The following is a 22665-nucleotide window of genomic DNA, read 5'->3' on the forward strand; positions in this document are numbered from 1 at the left end:
CATCCAACGACGACCACCGCTCAAGCAGCAGAAGATGCGCGCTGTCACTGACGTCGACGAGTACGTCGACGCCTAAACACCCTGGAAACGCCCGGGTAGCCACCAAGACATCCTCGACGAACTCCCTGGCGCCGGGAACCGACTCCGGTTTGATCCGAAGATCCAGCAAAGCGACAACAGCCACGGACGTCTCCTTAGAACCGCTTGGTTTCAACCTAGACTCCGCGCGTCGCCTCGTGTGCCCAAGACAATCCGCCCCGGTGTCCTGATTCCGTAACCGGTTGAACGCGCCAACGGACAAGACGTCCTCATCCGGGCAACTACGCATTCGTATACGGGCCAGGATCGTGGTGTGGTACCGGCAGGCAATGTCGGGCCGCGAAGTGGCCTTCGCGCTGGGCGATGGTGCGATCGCCGAACGAAACCGCGCCGCAGCGCTGGAACTTCCCTCGGAGGCGGTCGTCTCTTGCAGCCCGTGCTTGAGGAGGACCCCGCACAGCCCAGGATCGACGCCGAACTGGATGCGAAGTATGCATCCTCGCCGTCGTCGATCGCGCAGATGAAGTCTCCTGGCGCCATGGCCACCACGCTGCGCGTCGTCGCAGCAGCCTGACGGGCGCGGGCCGACATGGTCAGCGGCAACGCTTTCCTGCAGGAGCGCACTGTGGACGGCCCCGACGCGCACTCGCAGCGGGCGAGCACTTGGGCGGGCTCCCCGCGCCCCACCCCCTTCCCGCGCAGACAACTGCTTGTCGGCGGCGAGTCCCCCGGACCTATGGCTGTCAACTCGGTCCGTAGCGCACACCTTCCTTGATCCGTACCGCACCTTCACAGCTGCCGGACATCGAGATCGACGCCGTACTGAAGCAGGCGCCGGTAGAGCGTGGAGCGGGACAACCCCAAGTCACGGGCAGCGGCCTTCTTCGAGCCGGTCGCGGCGAGCGCATCCAAGATCGCCATGAGCTCCGCCCGCTCCAGGCGAGTCAACGGCCGGTGCGGGATGAAGCGCCGCAACCCCACGGGGATATGCTCCACGTCCAGCGGTGAGTCACCGGGGTTGTCTCGTGTCATGGCGGAGACGATCTGTTCGAGTTCACGGATATTCCCTGGCCACAGGGCGCGTTGCAGCACGCGCACGGCGGCGTCGGTGATGTCACGCCCGGCCGCGAGGTGACGGGCCAATACCGGGATATCGCTTGCGCGCTCGCGCAGCGCCGGCACGGGGACGGTGACCACGTCCACGTCCGGGAGCAGTCCGGGGCCCCAGCCCGGCTCGGTGGCGAAGGTCAGGAACACTCGCTTACCCGACTCCACGGCATCACGCACCACCGCGGCATACGACGGCGCGGACGCGGCGCCGGGGGAATTGACATGGCGGAAGATCACGGCCTCCGAGAGGTCGGTTCGGTTCTTCAGCTCCGCCTGCAGGTGCCGCGCCTCCTCGACGGCGCAGTCGATGGTTGTCGCCTGCATTCCGGCCGCGTGCGCTCCCGCCAGCGCGAGCGCATGCTTCCCGCTGCCAGGCTCACCGACCAGCGCTGTCACGACCTGCGGCGATGCCGTCGCCGTCATCTGATAGGCGGCGAGGAAATCTTGATGCGCACCTACCAGCCCGACATCGCTCGCCGGGAGGGCGTGATCGGTGCCGTGAGGAACACGACTGGCCACGTGTCGTTCGGTCGCCGCCATCCTGAAGACGGCGCCCACGGTGTGGCCGTCGACATCGGCGTAGGACGTGCTGGTGATACCCGCATCGGCGCCGTCTGCTTCGGCCGAGCGCGCTTGAGACGTGGCCCAGAGCGCACGGTCGCGAAGACGTTTGAGATCCGAGGACCACAGCAGCTGGGCGGCGGCAGCGTTTGAGATCACGAGCCGTTCGCCGATCGCCACGACCGCCCCTCGGGTTCGAGACGTCTCCTCGAGATAGTGATCGAGCAATCGGTGCTCGCCGCGGAAGCGCTGGCGGCGCAGTTCGGCCTCGATCGCCTTCGCAAGCTGCCGCGCCAGCAGCCCCCCGGCCGCCTCGCCACCGGAATCCGCCGACGTGGTCACATCAATGACACCGACGACCCGCTTCGAGACGCCGTCCGTGATTGGCGCCCCGATGCAGCTGAACTCGACGAAACCATCGATGAAGTGCTCGTGACCACCGACCTTCACAAGCTGCCCAGTCTCGATCGGCGTGCCCAGCCCGTTGGTGCCGCAGACCTCCTCGGAGAACACGAACCCGGGCGCCATGTCGACCCGATCCAGCAGGCGCGTCAAACGCCTGTCGCCGGTCCGGCGATCGATGACCCGAGCATCACTATCCGCCAGGATCACGCTGACGTCGAGCTCTCCGAGATCCTCCATGACCGCATCCAACACGCGTCCCGCTGCCCGCATGAGCCGGGACCGCGAACCCTCGAACCCGACGAAGCGTCCGCCGGCGCTCGGCTCCACCCCCCACGCCCGGGAACGCAACCAAGACATCTGGATCTCCTGGCGCACACCAAGAGTGATGCGGCCGGACGACTCAAAGAAGTGCTCGCGCGCCCGGGCCACGCTACCTGAACTGGCATCCACGGTCACAACCCACCCAAGGGGACCCACCTTCGCAGCGCCCTCGCTGCCTCCGTCACCTCTGCCGGATGCTTGACTCTACGCCGACTGGAGGACGGAAACATGCCCGTGGCGATACCAGACCAAGACCCCACTATTGCGAATCACGCATCAACCGCCCTCTCGACCATGCCCACGATGGCCACGATCAGGGGCCCGAGGTGACGTCTGCTTCCATGACCCCATGAGTATCAATCCCTCTGTCATTTGGTATTGGAGAGAATCACCGCGTGGTGAAAGCCTGGAGTCCACTGGGCGTACATCAACGACGAGGACAACCATGCACGCGTTCGCGATCTTCCAAGACGATCACACCGTCACCGACGTGGAGCTGCCCACCCCGGCACCCACAGGCACCGAGGTGCTGCTGCGAGTGGTCCGCTCCGGGGTGTGCCACACCGACACGCACCTGCGTGAGGGCTACTACGACCTCGGCAGCCGGGGACGTCTGAATCTGATCGACCGGGGCGTGACCTACCCGCTCGTGCTCGGCCACGAAGTCGTCGGCGTGGTCGAGGCATTCGGTGATGAGGCGGACGGTGTCACTGTTGGCGATCATCGCCTCGTCTACCCGTGGATCGGCGATGGGACCTGCGACGCGTGCCGTGCCGGTCACGAGAACCTCTGCCCGTCCCCGCGCAACCTGGGGGTGGCCCGTCATGGCGGCTACGCCGAATACATCCTTGTCCCGCACCCCCGCTACCTCTTGGACGTCGCGGGACTCGACGAACGGTGGGCGGCCACGCTCGCCTGCTCCGGCCTGACCGCATACAGCGCGGCGCGCAAGGCGCTTCCGGCCACGGCATCCGACCCTATCGTGGTCATCGGGGTCGGCGGGGTCGGGCTGATGGCGATCGCGACACTGCGCGCCCTCGGCCATGAAGCCGTCATCGCCGTGGACGTGCAGGAACGAAACCTGGAACTGGCGCGACAGCTCGGGGCGACCACCACGATCTCGGCCGCCCAGGACGATCTGGGCGCCGCCCTCGTCTCCGGCGCAGGCGGCCCGGTCGCGGCGATCGTCGACTTCGTCAACAACTCTTCCACCGCTCCGGCCGCGTTCGCGGCGCTGCGCAAGGGAGGAACGATGGTGCAGGTCGGGTTGTTCGGCGGCGAGCTCGTGGTTCCCACCGCGCTGCTCACCCTGAAGATCATCACCATCCAGGGAAGCTTCGTCGGTTCCCTCGGAGAACTCGAGGAACTCGTCGAGCTGGCACGGCGCGGTGCGCTCCCGCACATCCCGATCATCGACGGTCAGTTCACAGCTTCGTCGGTTCAGGAGTCGCTGGACCGCCTCGCCGCTGGGGGCGTGCCCGGCCGTATCGTCCTCAGCGCCTGAACCGCCGCCGGCAACCGCCCGGCGAGATCCTCGTGATGCCGCACCACATGCTGCGCCTCTTGCGAGGGACGAGCAGGCCCGACGTTGCTGCGACTCTGACGACGAGCTCTCCGAGGACGGCGCGTGAGGCGGGCCCACGGTTCGCCCAGGATGCGTCCGGATCGATCACCCACCTACGCGTAGTCGAAGAAGCCGCGTCCGGTCTTGCGCCCCAGTTCCCCTGCGGCGACCTTGTCGCGGAGGATCCGCGGGGGCGCGAATCGCTCGCCCAGGGTCTCGTGAAGGTATTCCGCGATCCCCAGACGAACGTCCAGTCCCACCAGGTCTGACGTGCGCAGTGGCCCAGCGGCGTGCCGGTATCCGAGGACCATCGCCTTGTCGATGTCCTCTGCGCTCGCCACGCCCTCCTCGACCATGCGCATCGCCTCCAGCGCGATCGCCACGCCCAGTCGCGAGCTCGCGAAACCGGGCGCATCGTTGACGACGATCGGGGTCTTTCCGAGCGCGGTCACCCACTGTCCGGCTTGCCGCCGAAGGTCCGGGTCTGTCGACGGCGTCAGCACGATCTCGACAAGCGCCGAAGGGGGCACGGGATTGAAGAAGTGCAGCCCGCACAGTTGTCCTGGACGGGCAAGCTGCCCGCCGAGGCCCGTCACCGACAGCGATGACGTGTTCGTGGCCAGCCATGCGGACTCGCTCACGACCCGCTCCGCTGTCTGCAGCGCTTCGACCTTGAGACGGAAGACCTCGGGCACGGCTTCGACCACGAGGTCCGCATTCTGAAGCGCCTGGAAGTCGACACTGACGTCGATCCATCCTGTCACGGCATCCGCGTCCACCGAGGCATCCCTCTCAGCGGCCTTCCGGAGCCCATCCGCCAGCCGTGCGCGGGCCGACTGCGCCGACGCCTGGTCACGCTCGATCACTGTGACCTGCGCGCCCGCCTGGGCGAACACCTGAGCGATGCCAGCGCCCATGCGGCCGCCGCCGATCACGCCGACCGTGGGAGGAACGGTGTTCATCGGGTCTCCTGGGGGCGGTCAAGGAATCGGGTCATGAGCTGCGTCTTCGCCTCTGACTCGAAGAGGATGGCCTGCGCGAGCTCGTCGACAAGAGGGTGCGCATCCCGCGGGGCGGCGAGCACGCGCTTGGTGATGCGGATGGCCAGCGGGTCCTGCGCGGCGATGCGGTCGGCGAGAGCATCGGCTGCCGCCAGCAGCTGTTCGGGTTCGTGGACGGCAGCGACCAGGCCGCACCGTAGCGCCTCTTCGGCATTCAACCGGCGGCCGGTGAAGAGGATCTCCTTGGCCAGCGGTTCACCGACCAGTTCGGCGAGCCGCCACGTCGCCCCCGCCGCGGCGAGGATGCCGATGGCCGTCTCCGGATTGCCGAACACGACCCGGGTCGACGCGATGCGGATGTCTGCCGCGTAGGCGAGCTCGGCTCCCCCGCCGATCGCGAAGCCGTCCACCGCGGCGATCACCGGCATCGGCAGGCGCGCGATGCGGGCGAACAGCCCGGAATTGATCCCCGTCAGCGCCTCGTCGCGTCCGCGTTCGAGAAGCTGCCTGATGTCGGCCCCGGCGGCGAAGACGCCCCGCTCGGGGGTTGCGGATCCGGTGAGGATCAGAATGCGGGGTTCCCGTTCCAGACGCGCACAGACCGTGTGAAGCTCGTCGACCATCTCTTCGTTGATGGCGTTGCGCACCTCGGGGCGGTGCAGCTCGACGCGCAGTCGATCCGCACTCTCGTGGAGTATCAGGGTGGTCACTGCTCCAGGCTCCCATCGCGGATCAATACACGTCCAATACCCGATGAGCCCGCGTCCCATGCGTCAGTGATATCAATCTGCGTCGTTACGGCGTCAAGGTGCTCTGCGCGTCGAACCCGTACATCCGCAGCTTCCGGTATAGCGTGGTGCGCCCGATCCCGAGGATCTCTGCGGCCTTGGACCGGTTGCCGCCGGCTTCCCGAAGGGCGGTGTCTATCGCGCGGTACTCGGATGCGGCAAGTCCTCGCAGCTGGCGGGCACGGGTGCGCATCTCCGCGGGCAGAAGGTCCGCGTCGAGCATCGAACCGGCAGCGTGATGCGCCGCCAGCGTCGAGATCAGCCCCCGCAACTCCGGGACACCCCCGGGCCAGTCCCACCGGGCCAGTGCTTGAACGAGCGCTGGACTCAGACTCGCCGAGTGCTCTTCGGCCAGTCGTCGCGCCAGGCCGACCACGCGGTCTGGGTCATCGTGTAGCGGGGGCAGATCGACGCGGGGAACCTCGCGGCCGAGCAGATCACCGACCGCGGTCCCTGGAACGGCGTCGCAGACGCAGAACACCAATCGGGCGGAACGGATGGGATCTGCCGCAGAGATCAGCTGCTGCAAGGACAACATGTCGCTGCCACTCAGCATTTCGGCGCCGCGGATGATCACCGACATCCCGCTGCTCAGCGCCTGGGCCGCCGACCGGATCGCCCCGGTGCCACGCAGCGCGAGGGCCTCGAGGAGGATCGGGTCGCGTCGGTCGCGATCGCGCAGCCATATCTGGGCGAGAAGGGTCTTGCCACTGTCACGAGGGCCATGAATCCCGACAATGCCGGTGCGTCGTCCGAGCGCTTCCAGGTGCGCGGTAAGGCTGGAAAGCCCGGTCTGCTCAGCGCGCCCGGCCGGTGCTGCGTGATCCCCTGGCAGTTCGACGAGGTATACGCGTTCACCGCCGCGGGCGCTGATGCGGCGGGCGGTGCTCAGCTGGCCCGCGAGCATGACGGACGTGACATCGTCCTGCCAGTTGTGCGCCTGCAGCTCGTCCCACAGCGTCACGTATCGTTCCTCCGAGAGCAGGGGCAGCGCACCCGTCGATGCGAGAACACCCCCTCGGCCGACGGCCAGCACAGGATGCCGGGCGGTGCCGTCCGCGAATCGTGCCAGCAGCGCCTGCAACTCCGGCGGGACGGTGTTCAGCAGCGCACCCCGCACGTCCAGGGCGGCCTGTTTCGCGATAGCCAGCATGGTCGGGTGCGATGCGGCAGCCGGGGCGGCGAGGGCGACGGAACCGACGACGCGGTGCGAGAGCGGGTCGTAGATCGGGGCACCGGCGCAGGCCAGAGCCTGCAGCCGGTCGTTGACGTGCTCCGCTCCGCGCACGAACACCGCCGACTTCTCCTCCATCGCCGTGCCAAGTCCGTTGGTGCCCAGCGCTGACTCCGAGAAGTCGAAGCCTTCGGCGGCGGAGACCTTATCGAGGCGGCGTGCGTGACTGGGGTCACCGACGTTGCGAGCGATCACACGCCCAGACCGGTCGCTGACCAGCAGCGCCACGCGCATGTCCGTGAGCGATTCCGCCCACCGCGCGAGCACGACCTGCGCGGTGTCCCGGAGGCGCCCCGCATGCCCGGAGAAGGGGTGGTAAGCGGGTGTCGCGGTCGGATCGTACCCGCCGGGTGCGGTGAACGAGCGGCGCCAGCTGCGCTCGATCTCGGGTGGGACGTCCAGCGTGCGCGGCGCCAAGCCGTCGGCGCCGACGCCGGCCTCGAGAAGCTGCTCACGGGCCCGCCGCACGCTCGCGGCCGAGTAGGTGTCGATGGACATGACCGGAACCTCGCGTCACTGCAAGTGGTGTCTCCAGTATCCGCCCACTATTGGGACTCGCCAATACCTAGTCTGCGGTAGATTGATGCGCTTGATGCATCGGTACGCGGTGATGGGGAAGGCGGTCTCGTTCGTAGGTAATGTCGGTGTAGCCGTGTGGGACGGGGTGACCGTGGTCGTCGAGGCCGACGAAGACGATCTTCTCGATCGCGAGGATGCGGTCGCGGGTGATCATGTTCCGCACCTCGGCGCGCATGGTGAGCGAGGTGCGACCGAATGCGATGGCACGCAACCCCATCTCGATGAGGTCGCCCTGCTGCGCGGAACTGACGAAGTCGATCTCCGAGATGTACTTGGTGACCGCGCGCGGGTTGCCGAGCTGGATGATGGCATAGATCGCCGCTTCTTCGTCGATCCAGCGCAGCAGGCTGCCGCCGAACAGAGTGCCGTGTGCGTTCAGGTCCTCGGGGCGGACCCATCGGCGTGATCGGAAGGTGATGTCGTCTGACATGGAGTACTCACAAGCACAATCGTGGGCCGGGACTCGTGCCCGGCCCACGATTTCAGCCGCTCAGACCGCGACGGGCTGCCCGATGGCGAACCCTTCGAAGTCCTTCGCCTGGATCTCGGACAGGATGCCACGGTAGGCGCCCAGCCCGCCGAGGTAGAACATGACGGCGTGCTTCTTGCCGGGGATGTTGGCTCCGAAGATCCAGGAGTCCGTCTTGGGGAACAGGGTGTAGTTGGCGATCGTGGTGCAGGTTTCGGTCCAGGAGTCCTCGCCCTGCTGCGTCGCCTCGATCAGGCCGTCGGCCTGTTCGGCCTCGGAGACGAGCGTGGTGATGAACTCGACCTGCGCCTCGATGCTGGGCACCAGATTCGTGAAGGGGCCGTTGGGCCCGAGGATCATGAACATGTTGGGGAACCCGGCGGTCATGATGCCGAGGAAGCTGGCGGGCGCATCCGCCCAGTGCTCGTCGACGCTGATCCCGTCCCGGCCGCGGATGTCGATGCGGCGGTAGTTGCCGTCGACCGCGTCGAACCCGGTAGCCAGCACCAGCACGTCCAATTCGTGTTCCACCCCGTCGGCGGTCTTGACGCCTCGCGGGGTGATCTCGATGATCGGGTTCTCCTTGATCGAGACCAGCTTCACGTTGTCACGGTTGTACACCTCGTAGTACTCGTGGTTGCGCAGTGGACGCTTCGCGTACGGCTGCGTCGGGGTGAGCAGTCGCGCCGTCTCGGGGTCTTTGACGGTCTCGGCGATCTTGCGGCGGATGAACGCCGCAGCCGCCTCGTTCGCCTCGGGATCGACGGCGATGTCGTTGAACGTGCCGAACATGAAGTAGAAGCCGTTGCCGCGGTCCCAGGCCGCCTGGAACACCCGCTCGCGCTCGGCTTCGTCGACATCGGCGGCCGCGACAGTGGATTCCTCGAACCCGAACGCGACGCCGGAGTTGCGCACCTGGTCCCAGATCTCCGGGAAGCGGGCCTTGTAGTCCTCCACCTCACCCGGGCCGACTGGTCCGTTGCCGGAGGGGACGCTGTACTGCGCGGAGCGCTGGAACACGGTCAGTTGGGCCACCTGCGGCGCGGCGGCGACGATGAACTGGGTTCCGGTCGAGCCGGTCCCGATCACGCCGACCCGCTTGCCCTCGATGGACAGGTCGTCCGGCCATTCGGCAGTGTGCACGAGGCGGCCCTCGAAGGAGCCGATGCCGGGGATGTCGGGAATGTTGGTGGCTGCGAGCAGCCCCAGCGCCGTCACCACGTAGCGGGCGGTGAAGGTCTCGCCGGTGGACGTGCCGGCTGTCCAGGTGTTCGTCGCCTCGTCGAAGACGAGGGAGGTGACCTCGGTGTTGAGCTGGAAGTCCTTGCGCAGGTCGTACCGGTCGACGACGGTCTCGAGGTAGCGGAGGATGTCGGGCTGGTCGATGTACTTGCGCTGCCAGTCCCACTCCTGCAGGAACTCGTCGTCGAACGAGTAACGGTAGAAGGGGCTTTCCGTGTCGGACATCGCGCCCGGGTACCGGTTCCAGTACCACGTGCCGCCGATGCCGGCGCCCTTCTCGAAGCCACGTACCCGCAGGCCGAGCTTTTCGCGCAGCGTGTACAGCTGGTAGATGCCGCCGAACCCGGCGCCGACGACGATCGCGTCGAAGTCCGTGGCGTGTGTGGATGTCATGGGATACAACTCCTTCGTTGGATGGTGGTCGGTGTGCGCGGTGTCAGCGGCGGAGCCACTCGCCGATGGCCTTCAGCTCCGCATCCACCTCGGAGTCACGTCCGGCCAGGAACGGGTAGACGTGCTGCTGCCCCTCGGCGATGTTCACGGTGACATCGACACCGGCTGCCGATGCCCGCTCCGCGACGCGGGTGGCGTTGTCGACGAGGGACTCGACCGAACCGGCGTTGAGATACAGCGGGGGGAACCCCGTGAAGTCGGCATACAGCGGATTCGCGAGCGGCGCCGAGGGACTCGTGGACTCTCCCAGCACGCCGGCGATCATGCCCTCCAGCAACGGGACGGTGATCAGCGCGTCGGTGTCGTCGTTGGTGACCAGCGTCGCGCCGCTGTTCTCCATGTCCAGCCACGGGGAGAACGCGATGACGTGCCCCGGCTGCGGCAGGCCCCTCTCCTTCAGCGCCAGCGGGATGGCGATGGCGAGGTTGCCGCCCGCGGAGTCGCCGATGGTGGTAATGTCCTCCGGGCGGATCCCCCGCTCCCGCAGACCCTCGAAGGCGGCGACCCCGTCTTCGACCTGGGCCGGGTGCGGGTGCTCCGGCGCGCGGCGGTAGTCCAGCACGAACGCCGTGACGCCCGCGGCCTTCGCGACGTGGGCAGCGAGTTTGCGGTGGCTGGCCGCGGACCCGACCGCGAACCCGCCGCCGTGAGTGAAGAGGAGAACCTTGGACCGGTCGGCGCCGGCCGGGAACGCCCAGATGCCGGGCACGCCGCCCACGACCTCCTCTTTATACGTGACGTCTTCCGGTTCGACAGTCGGCTGGTGCCACTCGTCGAAGATGCTGCGGAATAGGCGCATGTCCAGCTCGTGACTGGTCATGAGCCCGGACCAGTCCAGGTACAGGTCACGCAGCGCGCTCGGGATGACAGCGGTGGGGGTGGCGGACGAGGGCATCGGAGAACTCCTTCGTTGTGATGCGCCCGGCATCGCCCGAACGGTGAGGCGAGCCGAGTAGGGTCACCACCTACCTTCGGCGACGATCCGAGGAACGCCGTGTGCCGATATGGAACAGTGCGTCGTGGCCTCACGCCTGGGAGCGCGAGACACGGTGCGACCGCAGGATGCCGCGCTGAAGTGAGTGGTCAGCGGCGGGCGGCAGGGCCGCCATTCCCCTCCTCGGGGCCGGCGATCCTCGCGATCCACCGGGTCATTTGCCGCAACGGTATGGCGGACACGTTTACAACGCCGTTCCGTGCGAGGGCGGACGCGTCAGCGTCCCGAGGTCAGCGCCCCATGATCTCGGTCGCGATGATCTCGGCCTGGGCGTCGTGGTTCCGTGGGGCGGTTCAGGTGAGGCTGGCGCCGCCGTCGACGGGAAGGGTCACGCCGGTGACGTATTCGTTGGTCATGAGGAAGTGGATGGCGTGAGCGATCTCTTCCGCTCGGCCGATGCGGCGCAGCGGAATCCTCGCCGATCGCTCGGCGATCGCCCGCTCCCGGTCTTCGTTGGATCTGGCGAACAGGGGCGTGTCGATGGTTCCTGGACGCACGACATTGACGCGGATGGGGGCGAGCTCGAGCGCCATGGCACGGCTGAACACTTCGGAGCCGCCGGCGGCGGCGCTGAAGACCGCTCCGCCGGGGCGCGGACGATCGACCCCGGTGCCGGTGCAGAACGTCAGCGATCCGGTCGTCATCCGCGGCGCGGCGTATTTGCACACGTAGACCGGCCCCCAGAACCGGGTGTCCACGGGGCTGCGCAGCGCGGCGATGTCCGTGGTGAGCAGAGCACCGAAGGCGAAGGTCCCCGCGAGGTTGACGACGTGATCCACCGACTCCAACGAGTCGAACAGCGCGCGCACCGCGTCCTCATCGGCGATGTCGAGGGCGACGGTGCGGATGTCACCGCCGATCTCGTCCCGGGCAGCGGTCAGGCGGTCCGGACTCCGCCCGGCGATGGTGACCTGCGCGCCGGCGTCGTGGGCGATCTTGGCGGTGGCGAGCCCGATTCCCGAGCTACCGCCGATGATCACGACTGCAGCGTTCTCGAGCGATGTCGTCACGATTTCTCCGTTCGAAGGGGCTGGGAGGCTGCAGCGCAACCCCCGGGGCAGCAGGGTGCCGGTTACGCGGACCGTGCTCGCCGTTCGCGGGCGACGGCCTCACGGACTGCGGGGATCACGTCGTTCGCGATGGCGTCGTACTGGCTGGTGTCATCGCCGGCGACGACGAATCCCGAGAATCCGAAGCCGAGCGCGAGCGTGACGAGCTGATCGATCCACTGCTCGGCCGGGCCGTGCAGCAGTCCGCGTGTCGGGGTCGCCTGGAGCTGGCCGACGACGTTGGCGAGCCTTCGCACCTCTCGTGGATCGCGGCCTGCGGCCTGCGCCGCGTCATCGATGCGGCGATGGGCATCGTCGATCTCGGGAGCGGTCATCCTGCCGAGGCTGAGCAGCCACCCGTCGGCGAGGCCGCCGACGAGCTCGAGCATGCGGGGTTTGAACGCGCCGACCCAGATCGAGACCTGGTGCGCCGGGGCCGGGCCCGGCCGGGCACCCGCGACGCGATAGTGCGTGCCGTCGAAGCGAACGCTCCCCGTCCCGTGCTGGCCCCAGAGCGCCCGGATGATCGGGATCGCCTCGCGGAGGGCGTCGACGGCCTGACCGGGGGTGAGCCGGGGTGCGCCGTACGCCTCGATCGCGTCCCAGAACGCACCGGCGCCCAGGCCGAGCTCGACCCTCCCGCCGCTGAGCCGGTCGATCGTCGCGATCTGCTTGGCGAGCATCGCGGGGGGACGCAGTGGAAGGTTCAGCACGTTGCCGGCGAATCGGACGTGCTCCGTTCGCGCTGCGAGATGCCCGATGAGAGTGACGGTGTCGAGGAATCCGGAGTTGTACGGATGGTCCTGGAGCGTCACGAGGTCCAAGCCCACCCGATCGGCCTCGCGAGCGGCGTGCTCCAGTTGGGGCAGCGCCGAGGCGGCCGGGGTGATGAAAGACCCGAAGATGAGGTCGTGGTCGTAGTCCATGGTTCTCCCGTCGAATCGGCGACACCTAATCGCCCTGCGGAGGCAGGGCTGCGACGAGCGGGTGGTCGAAGGGGAGAACACCGGTGCGCGCGGCGCCGCCGGGTACACCGATCTCGTGGAAGAACTCGACGTTCGCCGCGTAATAGTCCTGCCATTCGTCGGGCAGGTCGTCCTCGTAGAAGATCGCCTCGACCGGGCACACCGGCTCGCACGCCCCGCAGTCCACGCACTCGTCGGGGTTGATGTAGAGCATGCGCTCACCCTCGTAGATGCAGTCGACCGGGCACTCGGCAATGCAAGTGCGGTCCTTCACATCCACGCACGGCAGGGCGATCACATAGGTCACGGGCACCCCCTCTCTCAACGACGATGGCACTACGGCAACGCTAAAATCTCAAGTGAACTTGAGGTCAAATCGATGAGGAGGCACCATGCCACCCGCCCCGGAACCGGACGAGCTGCTGACGATCGGCGAGATGAGCCGCCGCACCGGGGTCGCCGTCTCGGCCCTCCGGTACTACGAGGAGCTGGGCTTGATCGCCTCGGAACGCACCTTCGGCAACCAGCGCCGCTATCCCCGGCACATGCTGCGCCGCGTGTCGCTGATCTCCGTCGCCAAGCGCCTGGGCATCCCGCTCACCGACGTGCAGGAGGCGTTCTCGTCGGTCCCGCTCGACCGCACACCGAGCCACGAGGACTGGCAGCGCTCCTCCCGCGCATGGAAGCGGCAGCTCGAAGAGCGTCGCCGCAGCATCGAAAGGCTGGAGCACGAACTCACCGGGTGCATCGGCTGCGGATGCCTCTCGATGAAGGCCTGCGCGCTCCTCAACCCCGGCGACGCCCTCGCAGCAACCGGGGCGGGGCCGAGGCGGCTGGAGGACCTTCCGGGCGACTGAGGGCCGATGGCGCCGTCGCGCAGGCCGCGTTTGACCTCAAGTCCGCTTGAGGTTCTAGCGTGAAGGCATACGCCCCGAAAGGACCCCGGATGAGCACGTACACGCTGCCCGAGCTGCCCTATGACTACTCGGCCCTCGAACCGCACATCTCCGCGACGATCATGGAGCTGCATCACGACAAGCATCACCAGGCATACGTCACCGGGGCGAACGCGGCGCTGGATCAGCTCGAGGAAGCCCGTGCCGCGGGAAGCTTCGCGAATGTCAACAAGCTCGAGAAGGACCTCGCCTTCAACCTCGGCGGGCATCTGAACCACAGTGTGTTCTGGCAGAACCTCTCTCCCGACGGCGGCGGCGAGCCCGAAGGCGAGCTCGCCGCCGCGATCGCCGACCATTTCGGCTCCTTCGACGCGTTCAAAGCCCACTTCACCGCGACCGCGCTCGGCGTGCAGGGCTCAGGCTGGGCCGTGCTCGCGTGGGACGCGCTCGGAGCGAAGCCGGTCGTGTTCCAGCTGTTCGACCAGCAAGGCAACGCGCCCCTCGGCGTCACCCCCCTGCTCCAGCTCGACGTCTGGGAACACGCCTACTACCTGGACTACAAGAACGTCCGCGCCGACTACGTCACGGCGTTCTGGAACATCGCCAACTGGCAAGACGTCGCGCAGCGCCTCGCCGCCGTCACCGCCTGAGCACCCTCATCATCCGGCCACACAGGCCCGCACCCGGCACGGTCGCCGTCCGCCCACAGGCGGGACGGCGATGCTCTGCTTTCCCCACCCGAATCGAGCCGCACCCATGTCTTCCCGCCCCGAGCACATCCCGCCCCTCTACGACAGCTTCGCGCTGTACGGCAGCGGGGTCACTCTCGTCGCCGTCCGAGACGTCCCGGGCGACCAGGACCGCTTCTTCATCGCAGCCTCCGTCCTCACGAGCTCCGTGAACCCGTTCACGATCGCTCTGTCCGTCGGCCAGGATCGCGATGCCCTCCCCCTCATCACGGCCGGTGCCCCGTGGGCCGTCTCGGTGCTCTCCGTGCACCACCTCCCGCTCGTGCGCCTGCTCACCGCCCGCACGACGCGCGCCGAGCGGCTCGACGCCCTCGGCGCCGCCGGTGCGGAGGTCTCCCCCGAAGGTCCGCTCTGGCTGCCCGACGCGCTCGTGACCCTGTGGTGCACCACGCACGCCACGATGCCACTGCACGATCAATTGCTCCTCGTGGGCAGTGTCCTTCGCGGCAGCTCCCACCAGGCCGATCTGCCGCTGCTGCGCTGGAACCGGGACTTCCACACGGTCGCCGAACTGCCGAACGGCGAAGCAGCTATCCCGTCCCGCCGCCGCCCGGTCACCTCTCTCACTACGGAGCTCTCATGACATCCACCCACACCACCCCCACACCCGCCACACCCGTCACACCCGACGTCATCGACCCGCGCAGCATGCGGGTCATCTGGCTGCTGCTCGTCGCCGCCTTCGTCGCGATCCTCAACGAGACGACGATGGGCATCGCGATTCCGCACCTCAACGAGGATCTGCACGTGCCGCCCGAGCTCGGCCAGTGGATGACCAGCGGCTTCATGCTCACCATGGCGGTCGTCATCCCGACCACCGGATTCCTTCTGCAACGCTTCACCACGAGGCAGGTCTTCCTGGCCGCGATGACAGCGTTCTCCCTCGGAACCCTCGTGTGCCTGATCGCGCCCGGCTTCGTCATCCTGCTCGTCGGCCGCGTCATCCAGGCGCTCGGCACCGGCATCATGATGCCGCTGCTGATGACCACCGTCATGAAGGTCGTGCCGCCGCATTCGCGAGGAAGGATGATGGGTCGCGTCAGCCTCGTCATCTCCCTGGCACCCGCCATCGGACCGACCCTGTCCGGCGCTGTGCTCGACCTCCTCAGTTGGCGCTGGCTGTTCGCCATCGTCCTGCCGATCGCGCTGATCTCCCTCCTCATCGGGATGCGCTGGATGACCAACCTGGGCGAGACCACCAAGGCGCCCATTGACATCCTCTCCATCATCCTGTCGGCGCTGGCCTTCGGCGGCATCGTCTTCGGACTGACCCAGCTCGGCAGAGGCGAAGGCACGCCAGACGCCGCACCCTCCGGCATCACGCCTGCCACGCTTGGCGCGTTCACCCTGTCGATCGGCGTCGTGACGCTCGCCCTGTTCGTCTGGCGTCAGCTCGTTCTGCAACGCAAGGACAACGCCCTACTGGATCTGCGCGTCTTCCGCTCGCGAAACTTCACGATCGCGATCATCATCATGTCCGTCATCGCCTTGGCGATGTTCGGCACACTCACACTGCTGCCGCTCTACCTCCAGAACGTCGCCGGACTCGACGCCCTCGTCGCCGGACTCATCCTGCTCCCCGGGTCAATCCTCATGGGGCTCCTCGCCCCGCTGATGGGACGCATCTACGACGCGAAGGGCCCGAAGACACTGCTCGCCCCGGGAACGATCATCATCTCCGCGGTGCTGTTCCTGTACTCGTTGGTCGGTGCGCACACCCCGGTCTGGCAGCTGATCGCGATGCAGACGGCGATGTCGGTCGGGATGGCGATGTCGTTCACACCCCTGTTCTCTGCGTCCCTCGGGTCGCTGGAGCGCAGGCTCTACTCTCACGGGTCCGCCGTGCTCAACACCCTGCAGCAAGTCGCAGGAGCCGCGGGCGTGGCGATCCTCATCGCCGCCTACTCCAGCCTCCTGCACACCGGTGAACAGCAGGGACTCGACCCTGCCGACGCCGGCGCGTCCGGGACGCAGGCCGCGTTCCTCATCGCCGCGATCATCTCACTCGCGCCCGTCGTCCTGTCGTTCTTCATCCGCAAGCCCGCCGACCAGGAAGTCCCTGAGGGCGCCGAAGTGCGCGGATCGACCGCGTGACTCCGGGTCGGTTCGACGGCTCCGTCCGCGTCGCGTTCCGCACGACGGCGATCGTCGAGGCGTTCAGTTGGCTCGCCCTGCTCACCGCGCTTGTGGTCAAGTACCCGCTGCAGGGATCGCCGCACGGTGTGACCGTCGCCGGGTGGGTGCACGGCATCGCCTGGATCGCGTTCGTGATCGCGTGCCTCGCCGCCGCCATCCGATTCCGCTGGGCGTGGTGGGTGACGCTGCTGGGACTGGTGATGTCGGTGCTGCCGTTCCTCACTGTGCCGTTCGACATCTGGATGGAGCGCACGCGCCGCCTGGGAAAGTCCGGTCGTGCGTGGACCGTCACCGTTGCAGGCCGTTCCCCGGCGAGGAGCGTGGGCTCGGTCACCGCGTCGGAGGTCAGCACGGTGCCACGGTCGAGCACCGGCCCATACTGGTCGATCACGAGCTGCAGCGCCGCGTCATGCAGCGGGTGACCGGGCGCGAGCAGTTCGGCGCGGGGCGTGCCCTGAACGTCGATGGTGGCGGCGTCGAAGGTGATGCGCTCGTAGCGGCGGGCGACGGGTGCGCGCCCGGCGCGTTCGCGGATGCTCGCGGGGACGTGGGTGATCTCGTAGCGGCCCTTCTCGCGCCGCTCGATGCGTCCGCTCGCGCGGTCGAAGGCTTCGAGGAAGGCGTCGCGGATGAAGTGCGGCTGGAGGCGCTTGGCCTTGGCGTCCTCCATTTGGCGGCGCAGCTCCTCCAGGTCGGTGGGCGCGAGGGCTTCGCTGGCGAGGGCTTCGTCGTCGAGCAGTTCCTGGAGCCCGGCGGAGACGCCCTCGTCGATGACCGCCCACATCTTCGCCTTCACGTCGGGCTGCTCGCCGTAGCGGATCGCGTCGCGCAGCACGCGGGTCAGCGACAGGTCGCCGAGGGAGGTGCCGAGCACGTTGAAGATCTCGCCGTCGTAGGCGGCGCGCTGCTCTTCGATCTTGTCGAGCAGGCGGATGAACACCTCGCCCTCGCGGGTGTCCTCGGCGACGAGGTTCCACAGTCGGCACACCTCGGTCTGGCCGATGCGGTGGATGCGACCGAATCGCTGCTCGATGCGGTTCGGGTTCCACGGCAGGTCGTAGTTCACCATCAGATGCGCGGCCTGGAGGTTCAGGCCCTCCCCCGCGGCGTCGGTGGCGATGAGGATCTGCACCTCGGGGTTCGAGGTGAACTCGGCCGTGATGCGGCGTCGCTCGTAACGGGGAACACCACCGTGAATCGCGACCACGGCCTCGCGCCTGCCCAGGAGCTGCGTGATGCGCCGCTCCAGGTAGATCAGGGTGTCACGGTGCTCGGTGAAGACGATGAGCTTGCGCGGCTTGCCGTCCGGCGTCGTGAGCACCTGGCTCTCGATCACACCGCGCAACTCGCGCCACTTCACGTCCTGCTGCGAGTCCAGCAGCCTGCGGGCGTGCTCGGTCAATCGGCGCAGGTCCGCGATCTCGGTCTCCAGCTCGGCCGCGGTGCGCGCTGCGGTCGCCGCGTCGACAAGTTCCTCCTCGGCCTCCTCCAGCTCGGCCGCGTCGAGTTCGTCGGTGTCGAAGTCGCCGCTGTCGGGGTCGTCGCCGAGCAGCGAGGCGGGGGCTTCGCGCGGCGGGGCGTCGAGGATGCCGTCGAGCAGGTCGGCGCGGGTGCGCTCCAGCCGGTCGGTGCGGCGGCGCAGCGACTGGAAGATCGCCTCCGGGCTGGACGCGAGACGCCGCTGGAGGACCGTGAGCGCGAAGCCGACCGTGTTCTTCCGCTTGCCCTCCAGCCGGTCGGCGAGGTTCATCCCGTTGCGGACGTACTCGGTGACCTCTTCGTAGAGGTACTGCTCGTCGGGCGACAGCCGGTAGGAGGCGGTCTCGGCGATCCGCTCGGGGAACAGCGGACGCCCCTCGAAGGTGACCAGCTTCTCCTTCAACATGCGCCTCATCAGCCCGTCGGCGGTGCCGGTCTGCGCATGCCGGTCGCCGGGACCGGCAAAGCGATTCGCGGTCGAGCAGCGAGAGGAAGGTCTGGAAGTCCTCCTCCTTGCCGTTGTGCGGCGTCGCCGTCATCAGCAGGAAGTGCCGGGCGCGCTCGCTCAGCAGCTCGCCGAGCTGGAACCGCTTCGACGCCTTCAGCTCGCCACTGAACCAGGACGCGCTCATCCGGTGCGCCTCGTCCACGACCACGAGGTCGAACTCGGCCTGCTCGATCTGTTCCAGCAGCACTTCATTCCGGGCGAGCTGATCCATTCGCGCGATGAGCAGCCGCTTCTGCTCGAACACGCTCTTTCCCGGTGCGGTGTCCTCCGCGCCGGGCGCGAGAATCTCGAACTCCAAGCCGAACTTCAGCGCCAGCTCGTCCTGCCACTGCTCCACCAGCCCGCCGGGGGCCACCACAAGACAGGTGCGCACGTCGTCCCGGAGGATCAGTTCCTTGATATAGAGCCCGGCCATGATCGTCTTGCCCGCGCCGGGGTCGTCCGCCAGCAGGAACCGCAGCGGCGTGCGCGGCAGCAGCTCCCCGTACACCGCGCGGATCTGATGCGGCAACGGCTGCACGTCGCTCGTCGCCACCGCCAGCATCGGATCATGCAGCCCCGCGAGCATGATGCGCTGCGCCTCAGCAGCCAGCCGGAAATTGCGCGGATCGGCATCGAAGGGACGGCCGGACTCCAGGTGCGGCGCGATCTTCGCCTCGTCCTCACGGAAGAGCACGACCTGCCCGAGCGCCCCGTTGTCGTCCTGGTAGGTCACCTCGACCGCGTTCGCGCCGTGCATCTGCGCCGCCAGCACCGTGACGGCGCGCCCCGGCACGATGCCTGCTAGCCGCGCAGTCGCGGCGATGTCCTCTAGCCGCACGGCGACCCTTCCGACTCGAAACTCGACTTCGAGACTACCGACGAGTGCCGACGTTCAAGACGGGACGTGCGCAGTGAGCCAGGCGTTCACCGCGCTCTGCCATCGGTCGTGGTCAGAGTTCCAAGAGAGCGTATGACCGGCCTCGAAGACTTCCAGCGAAACAAGGTCAGGCCGAGAATCTCGGAGTGCTTGTGAGAGCTGTATCGGCACGGAGTCGTCGTGGGTGCCGTGAAGGATGAGCGTGGGCGCGGTGAGTTCCTCGGCACGAACCGTCCAGTCGAAGGATCGGAGCGGGATGCGCTCGGGCAGGCCGACCATCCGGGCCAGCGGGCGGAGCGTCAGCCACGGGATCGCGAGGCTCCCCGCGGCTGAGGGGAGTCCGCTGCGGGTGCAGTTCGCCTTGATGACTTCGGTCCAGTCGAGCACAGGCGAGTCGAGCACGAGACCGGCGATGCTGCGTCGATATGACGGGTGGTGAGCGAGCTGGAGCGCGATGGCCGCGCCCATCGACCATCCGAACAGCACGACCTGTCGGGCTCCGTGCCGCATCGCGTACTCGACAGCGGCCGCGGCGTCGTCGACCTCAGTGAAGCCGAGTGTTGAGCGACCGTTGCCGACTTTCGGGCCTTCGCCGTCGGCTCGGTAGCTGATGACGAGCGAGGTGTGGCCGCGCTCGGTCGCGGCGAGCACGCCGCGAAGGGTTCCGGCCCGGACGCTGCCGAGGCCATGAAGGTGGATCGCCCACGTTGACCTGGCACCGTCGCCGTCGATGCGCCAGGCTGGGGCAGGCCCCGCGCGGGTGTCGATGGTGATGTCGTGTGCATGAAGGCTGGCGTCGTGCGGTGTCGCGTAGTAGATGCCGCTCCAGGAGACGTGATCGCCAGCCCTGAGAGTGAGCCCCGATGCCGTGCTCGTCACCCGTCGTGCGATCAGAGTCGGTCCACGGTCGAGCACTTCCTCGGAGAGTTGCGCCCAGCCTCCGTTCTCGAACCAGAGGTTGTAAGCGCCTTCGGCTGCGGTCTGGGGAGTTCGGTCGAGCACAATGAGACAGGCGTCGCCGTCGTATTCCACTTCGCGGACGATCAGATCGTATCTTCGCGTGCTGGGGGCCGTCAGCCGCCGCGCGATCGCCCATCCGACACCCAACGCGCCTGCCGCAACGAGTCCGGCACCTAGCGCGACCCGTCGCATCACGAACTGCCCCCCTGGTCGACCCGGCTTCCTGGCGAAGCGGTGGTCCGTGTCGCCCTCGTGTCGAGTCCGAGGAGGTGGCTCTCGGCGCGATTCAGTAGGGCGCGCTCTGCTGCGCTGATGTCGAAGGTGACGCGCGGGTCGATCATCGCGTCGCGGATCTCAACGATCTCTCGGTGTAGACGGCTCTCCAAGTCATCCGCCCTCGCAGCGAGCGGGTCTGCTTGGCTCAGCCCAGGCCGCACGAGGGACGCCCGCTTCCAGAGAGGCTCCAACTGTGTCGCGAGGCCGACGGTGTGCTTCCGGCGCATGTCGTGCTGTGCGCGGCGGACGGCAGGCTGCGCGGCGAAGCCCGCGCATAGGAAAAGGAACGCGAGTAGAGAGAGCGGTTCGTAGGCGGGTTGGACGGCGCGCATGAGATCGAGATGTCCTGTGACGTGTGCGACGTCCATGATGAGCACGGCCAGGCACAGCGCGCCGCCGAACGCCGATCCCAGGCTCAGCAGAGCCGCGGGGAGACGCTGGATGCCGGAGCTGCGCAGATACTGCCGCGCGGCGAGGATCATCATCGTCGTGATTACGAGGAAGAAGTAGCTGAAGTTGATGATCGAGTAGGCCGCTGCTGCGGGTTGCGCGCCGAGGTCGATCATGAACCGAGTCGTGGTTGTGCCTCGGTCGATAAACACGAACGTCGTGGTGATCGCAAGAAGCGAGGTGAGGAGCACGGGGATGCCCACGGCGACCCGCACGAGCCTGGGGCGGTACTCGTCGGCCTTCATGACGCCTCGACCGAGAAAGAAGATCCCGGTCATCAGCAGCCCATCCGAAACGAGGGTCGTGACATTCGTCCCGCCAAGAAGCGGATCGGTGGCGAGGTAGATGGCGTCGACGTTCAGGGTCATTGCGACGGCAATCGTGAAGGAAGCGTAGGTGATGCTTCGATCCGCCCGTTTGCGGCGGAAGATGAGCAGGCTCGCCACGAGCGCCCACATGAGCGTCGCGACGAGCGCCTGGATCACCCGAAAATCTCCGAATAGCGGGACTCGGCGAACACCGATCCTCGGATGCCCGCGGCCAGCCGATCTGCGAGCGACTCGGCGGCGATCTCCGTCTCACTGTCGATGTCCTGTCGCTTGAGCAGGCGTCCGCGCGTGTGAGGAGGGATGTTGGGCAGCAAGACGTCCCCGGCTGTGCAATCGTCGCCCTCCGTGTGACCGAGGATCATGTGGGCCAACTCGTGAAGGACGAACTGCTGGCGGTGCAGTGCAGAGTCGCTGCGTGCGTGGAGCACGAAGTCCTCGGTGTCGGTGACCAGCCAGAGCGCACAGATGCCGTCGCGGGTGTCGAGGTCGGCGAGCTCGACGACGCGGAGCCTACGATGGCGCCGTTCCTGTATGGCCTGGAGAAGGTGCGCAAGCGTGAATCTGCTGCCGAGCCGCAGATCGGAGACGGCGGCCGTTACGGTTTCTTCGGTGTTCACGTTTACCCCCTCTCGGCCGAGCACTACTGGCCTCGGCTCCGTGGTGCGCGACACCCGTCAGTGCTCGGGTGTTCGCATCATTTCCTCGTCCAGGAACTTGCCGATGGCTTGGAGCGCCTTCGGCGAGATATCGCCGAGTGTGCGTGCAGCGTAGGACTTCACCTTCGCTGCACGCATCGCGCGCACGAGGTCGAGCTGGGCGGAGACCTTCTCCGGGGTTGCCACGCCGCTCTCCCCCGCAAGAAAGGCAGCATCAACGTCGAAGAAGTCCGCGAGTCCCTCGAAGACTGCAGTGTCCTGAACGTATCGGTGGCCGTTGACCATGTACGTCCATCGTGATCGAGACAGGCTGATGCCACGCTGTCTCAGATACTCCGCGATCTGCGAGTAGGTCGGTTCGGAGCCGGACTCGGCGACAGCGACATCCATCAGAAGTCGCAGGCGTTTGGCGAGGTCGTCAGCCGCAGCCTGACTTTCGTCTTCAGTCATCGTCGCTGACCCCCCTTCCCTTCGGGAGGGCGAAGGCATCGACGTAGCCCAGGCCCAAGGGTAGTTGTGCATGCTCAATCTACCCGTTGAGCATGCACAAATCAACCGTTGCGCATGCTCAACGTGCGGTGTTAGAACGGAGT

Annotated in this window: 23 protein-coding genes and 1 pseudogene (1 of these 24 running past the window's edge); 7 read left to right on the forward strand and 17 right to left on the reverse strand. The window is 67.4% G+C overall.

Annotated features, from left to right (window positions below; translation table 11 throughout):
- A protein-coding gene (locus tag BGN98_RS14795; RefSeq protein ID WP_502687796.1) for a putative quinol monooxygenase crosses the window boundary here: on the reverse strand, positions 1 to 328 show its 5' portion. Its footprint begins 14 nt before the window's first position; only the first 328 of its 342 coding nucleotides appear in the window; it begins with the start codon at positions 326 to 328; its stop codon lies off the left edge, out of view.
- A 147-nt stretch (positions 329 to 475) separates the two neighbouring features.
- Between BGN98_RS14795 and BGN98_RS00140 the strand changes: the two genes are divergently transcribed.
- Positions 476 to 613: a hypothetical protein gene (locus BGN98_RS00140; RefSeq protein ID WP_164515467.1), complete on the forward strand. Its 138-nt coding sequence runs from the start codon at positions 476 to 478 to the stop codon at positions 611 to 613.
- 215 nt (positions 614 to 828) lie between these two features.
- Here the strand turns inward: BGN98_RS00140 and BGN98_RS00145 are convergent, their stop codons facing one another.
- Positions 829 to 2571 carry an AAA-type ATPase lid domain-containing protein gene (locus BGN98_RS00145; protein WP_125131926.1) on the reverse strand — a complete coding sequence of 581 codons (1743 nt, stop codon included), beginning with the start codon at positions 2569 to 2571 and terminating at the stop codon, positions 829 to 831.
- Positions 2572 to 2881: 310 nt separating this feature from the next.
- Here BGN98_RS00145 and BGN98_RS00150 point away from each other — a divergent pair, with 310 nt between their 5' ends.
- The gene (locus BGN98_RS00150) at positions 2882 to 3940 is read left to right on the forward strand and encodes an alcohol dehydrogenase (RefSeq protein WP_125131927.1); all 1059 of its coding nucleotides are present in this window, start codon (positions 2882 to 2884) and stop codon (positions 3938 to 3940) included.
- Positions 3941 to 4113: 173 nt separating this feature from the next.
- Here the strand turns inward: BGN98_RS00150 and BGN98_RS00155 are convergent, their stop codons facing one another.
- From BGN98_RS00155 to fdxA, 9 genes are all read right to left on the reverse strand, one after another.
- Complete coding sequence (locus BGN98_RS00155) at positions 4114 to 4962, reverse strand: 3-hydroxyacyl-CoA dehydrogenase family protein (RefSeq protein WP_125131928.1); 849 nt, start codon at positions 4960 to 4962, stop codon at positions 4114 to 4116.
- The gene (locus BGN98_RS00160; protein WP_125133389.1) at positions 4959 to 5711 is read right to left on the reverse strand and encodes an enoyl-CoA hydratase/isomerase family protein; all 753 of its coding nucleotides are present in this window, start codon (positions 5709 to 5711) and stop codon (positions 4959 to 4961) included. Before BGN98_RS00160 ends, BGN98_RS00155 begins: the two co-directional genes overlap by 4 nt.
- 85 nt (positions 5712 to 5796) lie before the next feature.
- Positions 5797 to 7521: a helix-turn-helix domain-containing protein gene (locus BGN98_RS00165; RefSeq protein WP_125131929.1), complete on the reverse strand. Its 1725-nt coding sequence runs from the start codon at positions 7519 to 7521 to the stop codon at positions 5797 to 5799.
- 67 nt (positions 7522 to 7588) lie between these two features.
- On the reverse strand, positions 7589 to 8032 hold the full coding sequence (locus BGN98_RS00170) for an acyl-CoA thioesterase (RefSeq protein ID WP_125131930.1): 444 nt from the start codon (positions 8030 to 8032) through the stop codon (positions 7589 to 7591).
- 60 nt (positions 8033 to 8092) lie between these two features.
- A complete protein-coding gene (locus BGN98_RS00175; protein WP_288118621.1) occupies positions 8093 to 9706 on the reverse strand; it encodes a flavin-containing monooxygenase in 1614 nt (537 codons plus the stop codon).
- Between the two features lie 43 nt (positions 9707 to 9749).
- A complete protein-coding gene (locus BGN98_RS00180) occupies positions 9750 to 10661 on the reverse strand; it encodes an alpha/beta hydrolase (protein WP_125131932.1) in 912 nt (303 codons plus the stop codon).
- Positions 10662 to 11053: 392 nt separating this feature from the next.
- Positions 11054 to 11770: an SDR family oxidoreductase gene (locus BGN98_RS00185; protein WP_164515469.1), complete on the reverse strand. Its 717-nt coding sequence runs from the start codon at positions 11768 to 11770 to the stop codon at positions 11054 to 11056.
- Positions 11771 to 11832: 62 nt separating this feature from the next.
- Positions 11833 to 12735 carry an LLM class flavin-dependent oxidoreductase gene (locus BGN98_RS00190; protein WP_125131934.1) on the reverse strand — a complete coding sequence of 301 codons (903 nt, stop codon included), beginning with the start codon at positions 12733 to 12735 and terminating at the stop codon, positions 11833 to 11835.
- 25 nt (positions 12736 to 12760) lie between these two features.
- Positions 12761 to 13081, reverse strand: coding sequence for a ferredoxin (gene fdxA, locus BGN98_RS00195; RefSeq protein ID WP_125131935.1), 321 nt, complete (start codon positions 13079 to 13081; stop codon positions 12761 to 12763).
- An 85-nt stretch (positions 13082 to 13166) separates the two neighbouring features.
- Between fdxA and soxR the strand changes: the two genes are divergently transcribed.
- The 5 genes from soxR to BGN98_RS14700 all read left to right on the forward strand — a co-directional run bounded on the left by soxR (position 13167) and on the right by BGN98_RS14700 (position 16977).
- On the forward strand, positions 13167 to 13631 hold the full coding sequence (gene soxR / locus BGN98_RS00200; RefSeq protein WP_125131936.1) for a redox-sensitive transcriptional activator SoxR: 465 nt from the start codon (positions 13167 to 13169) through the stop codon (positions 13629 to 13631).
- Positions 13632 to 13720: 89 nt separating this feature from the next.
- Positions 13721 to 14320 (forward strand): superoxide dismutase, encoded by a 600-nt coding sequence (locus tag BGN98_RS00205; protein ID WP_125131937.1) that lies wholly within the window; start codon positions 13721 to 13723, stop codon positions 14318 to 14320.
- A 106-nt stretch (positions 14321 to 14426) separates the two neighbouring features.
- The gene (locus tag BGN98_RS00210; RefSeq protein ID WP_125131938.1) at positions 14427 to 15002 is read left to right on the forward strand and encodes a flavin reductase family protein; all 576 of its coding nucleotides are present in this window, start codon (positions 14427 to 14429) and stop codon (positions 15000 to 15002) included.
- Entirely contained in the window at positions 14999 to 16513 is a 1515-nt protein-coding gene (locus BGN98_RS00215; RefSeq protein WP_125131939.1) for a DHA2 family efflux MFS transporter permease subunit, read from the forward strand. The genes BGN98_RS00210 and BGN98_RS00215 overlap by 4 nt, the downstream gene beginning before the upstream one ends.
- A gap of 92 nt (positions 16514 to 16605) precedes the next feature.
- Positions 16606 to 16977, forward strand: coding sequence for a DUF3817 domain-containing protein (locus tag BGN98_RS14700; protein WP_353681687.1), 372 nt, complete (start codon positions 16606 to 16608; stop codon positions 16975 to 16977).
- Between the two features lie 635 nt (positions 16978 to 17612).
- Here BGN98_RS14700 and BGN98_RS14705 read toward each other — a convergent pair.
- The 6 genes and pseudogenes from BGN98_RS14705 to BGN98_RS00245 all read right to left on the reverse strand — a co-directional run.
- A pseudogene (locus BGN98_RS14705) lies at positions 17613 to 17915 on the reverse strand (helicase-related protein); the annotation flags it as partial.
- Positions 17818 to 19362 (reverse strand): DEAD/DEAH box helicase, encoded by a 1545-nt coding sequence (locus BGN98_RS14710; protein WP_502687797.1) that lies wholly within the window; start codon positions 19360 to 19362, stop codon positions 17818 to 17820. The gene BGN98_RS14710 and the pseudogene BGN98_RS14705, both read right to left, overlap by 98 nt.
- A gap of 54 nt (positions 19363 to 19416) precedes the next feature.
- Positions 19417 to 20433 carry an alpha/beta hydrolase gene (locus tag BGN98_RS00230; RefSeq protein ID WP_288118634.1) on the reverse strand — a complete coding sequence of 339 codons (1017 nt, stop codon included), beginning with the start codon at positions 20431 to 20433 and terminating at the stop codon, positions 19417 to 19419.
- Between the two features lie 119 nt (positions 20434 to 20552).
- Positions 20553 to 21572 (reverse strand): DUF6545 domain-containing protein, encoded by a 1020-nt coding sequence (locus tag BGN98_RS00235; protein WP_125131941.1) that lies wholly within the window; start codon positions 21570 to 21572, stop codon positions 20553 to 20555.
- The gene (locus BGN98_RS00240) at positions 21569 to 22033 is read right to left on the reverse strand and encodes a hypothetical protein (protein ID WP_125131942.1); all 465 of its coding nucleotides are present in this window, start codon (positions 22031 to 22033) and stop codon (positions 21569 to 21571) included. The genes BGN98_RS00235 and BGN98_RS00240 overlap by 4 nt, the downstream gene beginning before the upstream one ends.
- Positions 22034 to 22090: 57 nt before the next feature.
- Positions 22091 to 22522, reverse strand: coding sequence for a hypothetical protein (locus BGN98_RS00245; RefSeq protein WP_125131943.1), 432 nt, complete (start codon positions 22520 to 22522; stop codon positions 22091 to 22093).
- Between the last annotated feature and the right edge of the window lie 143 nt (positions 22523 to 22665).

This window comes from Microbacterium sp. 69-7, assembly GCF_001897985.1.
GTDB lineage: Bacteria > Actinomycetota > Actinomycetes > Actinomycetales > Microbacteriaceae > Microbacterium > Microbacterium laevaniformans.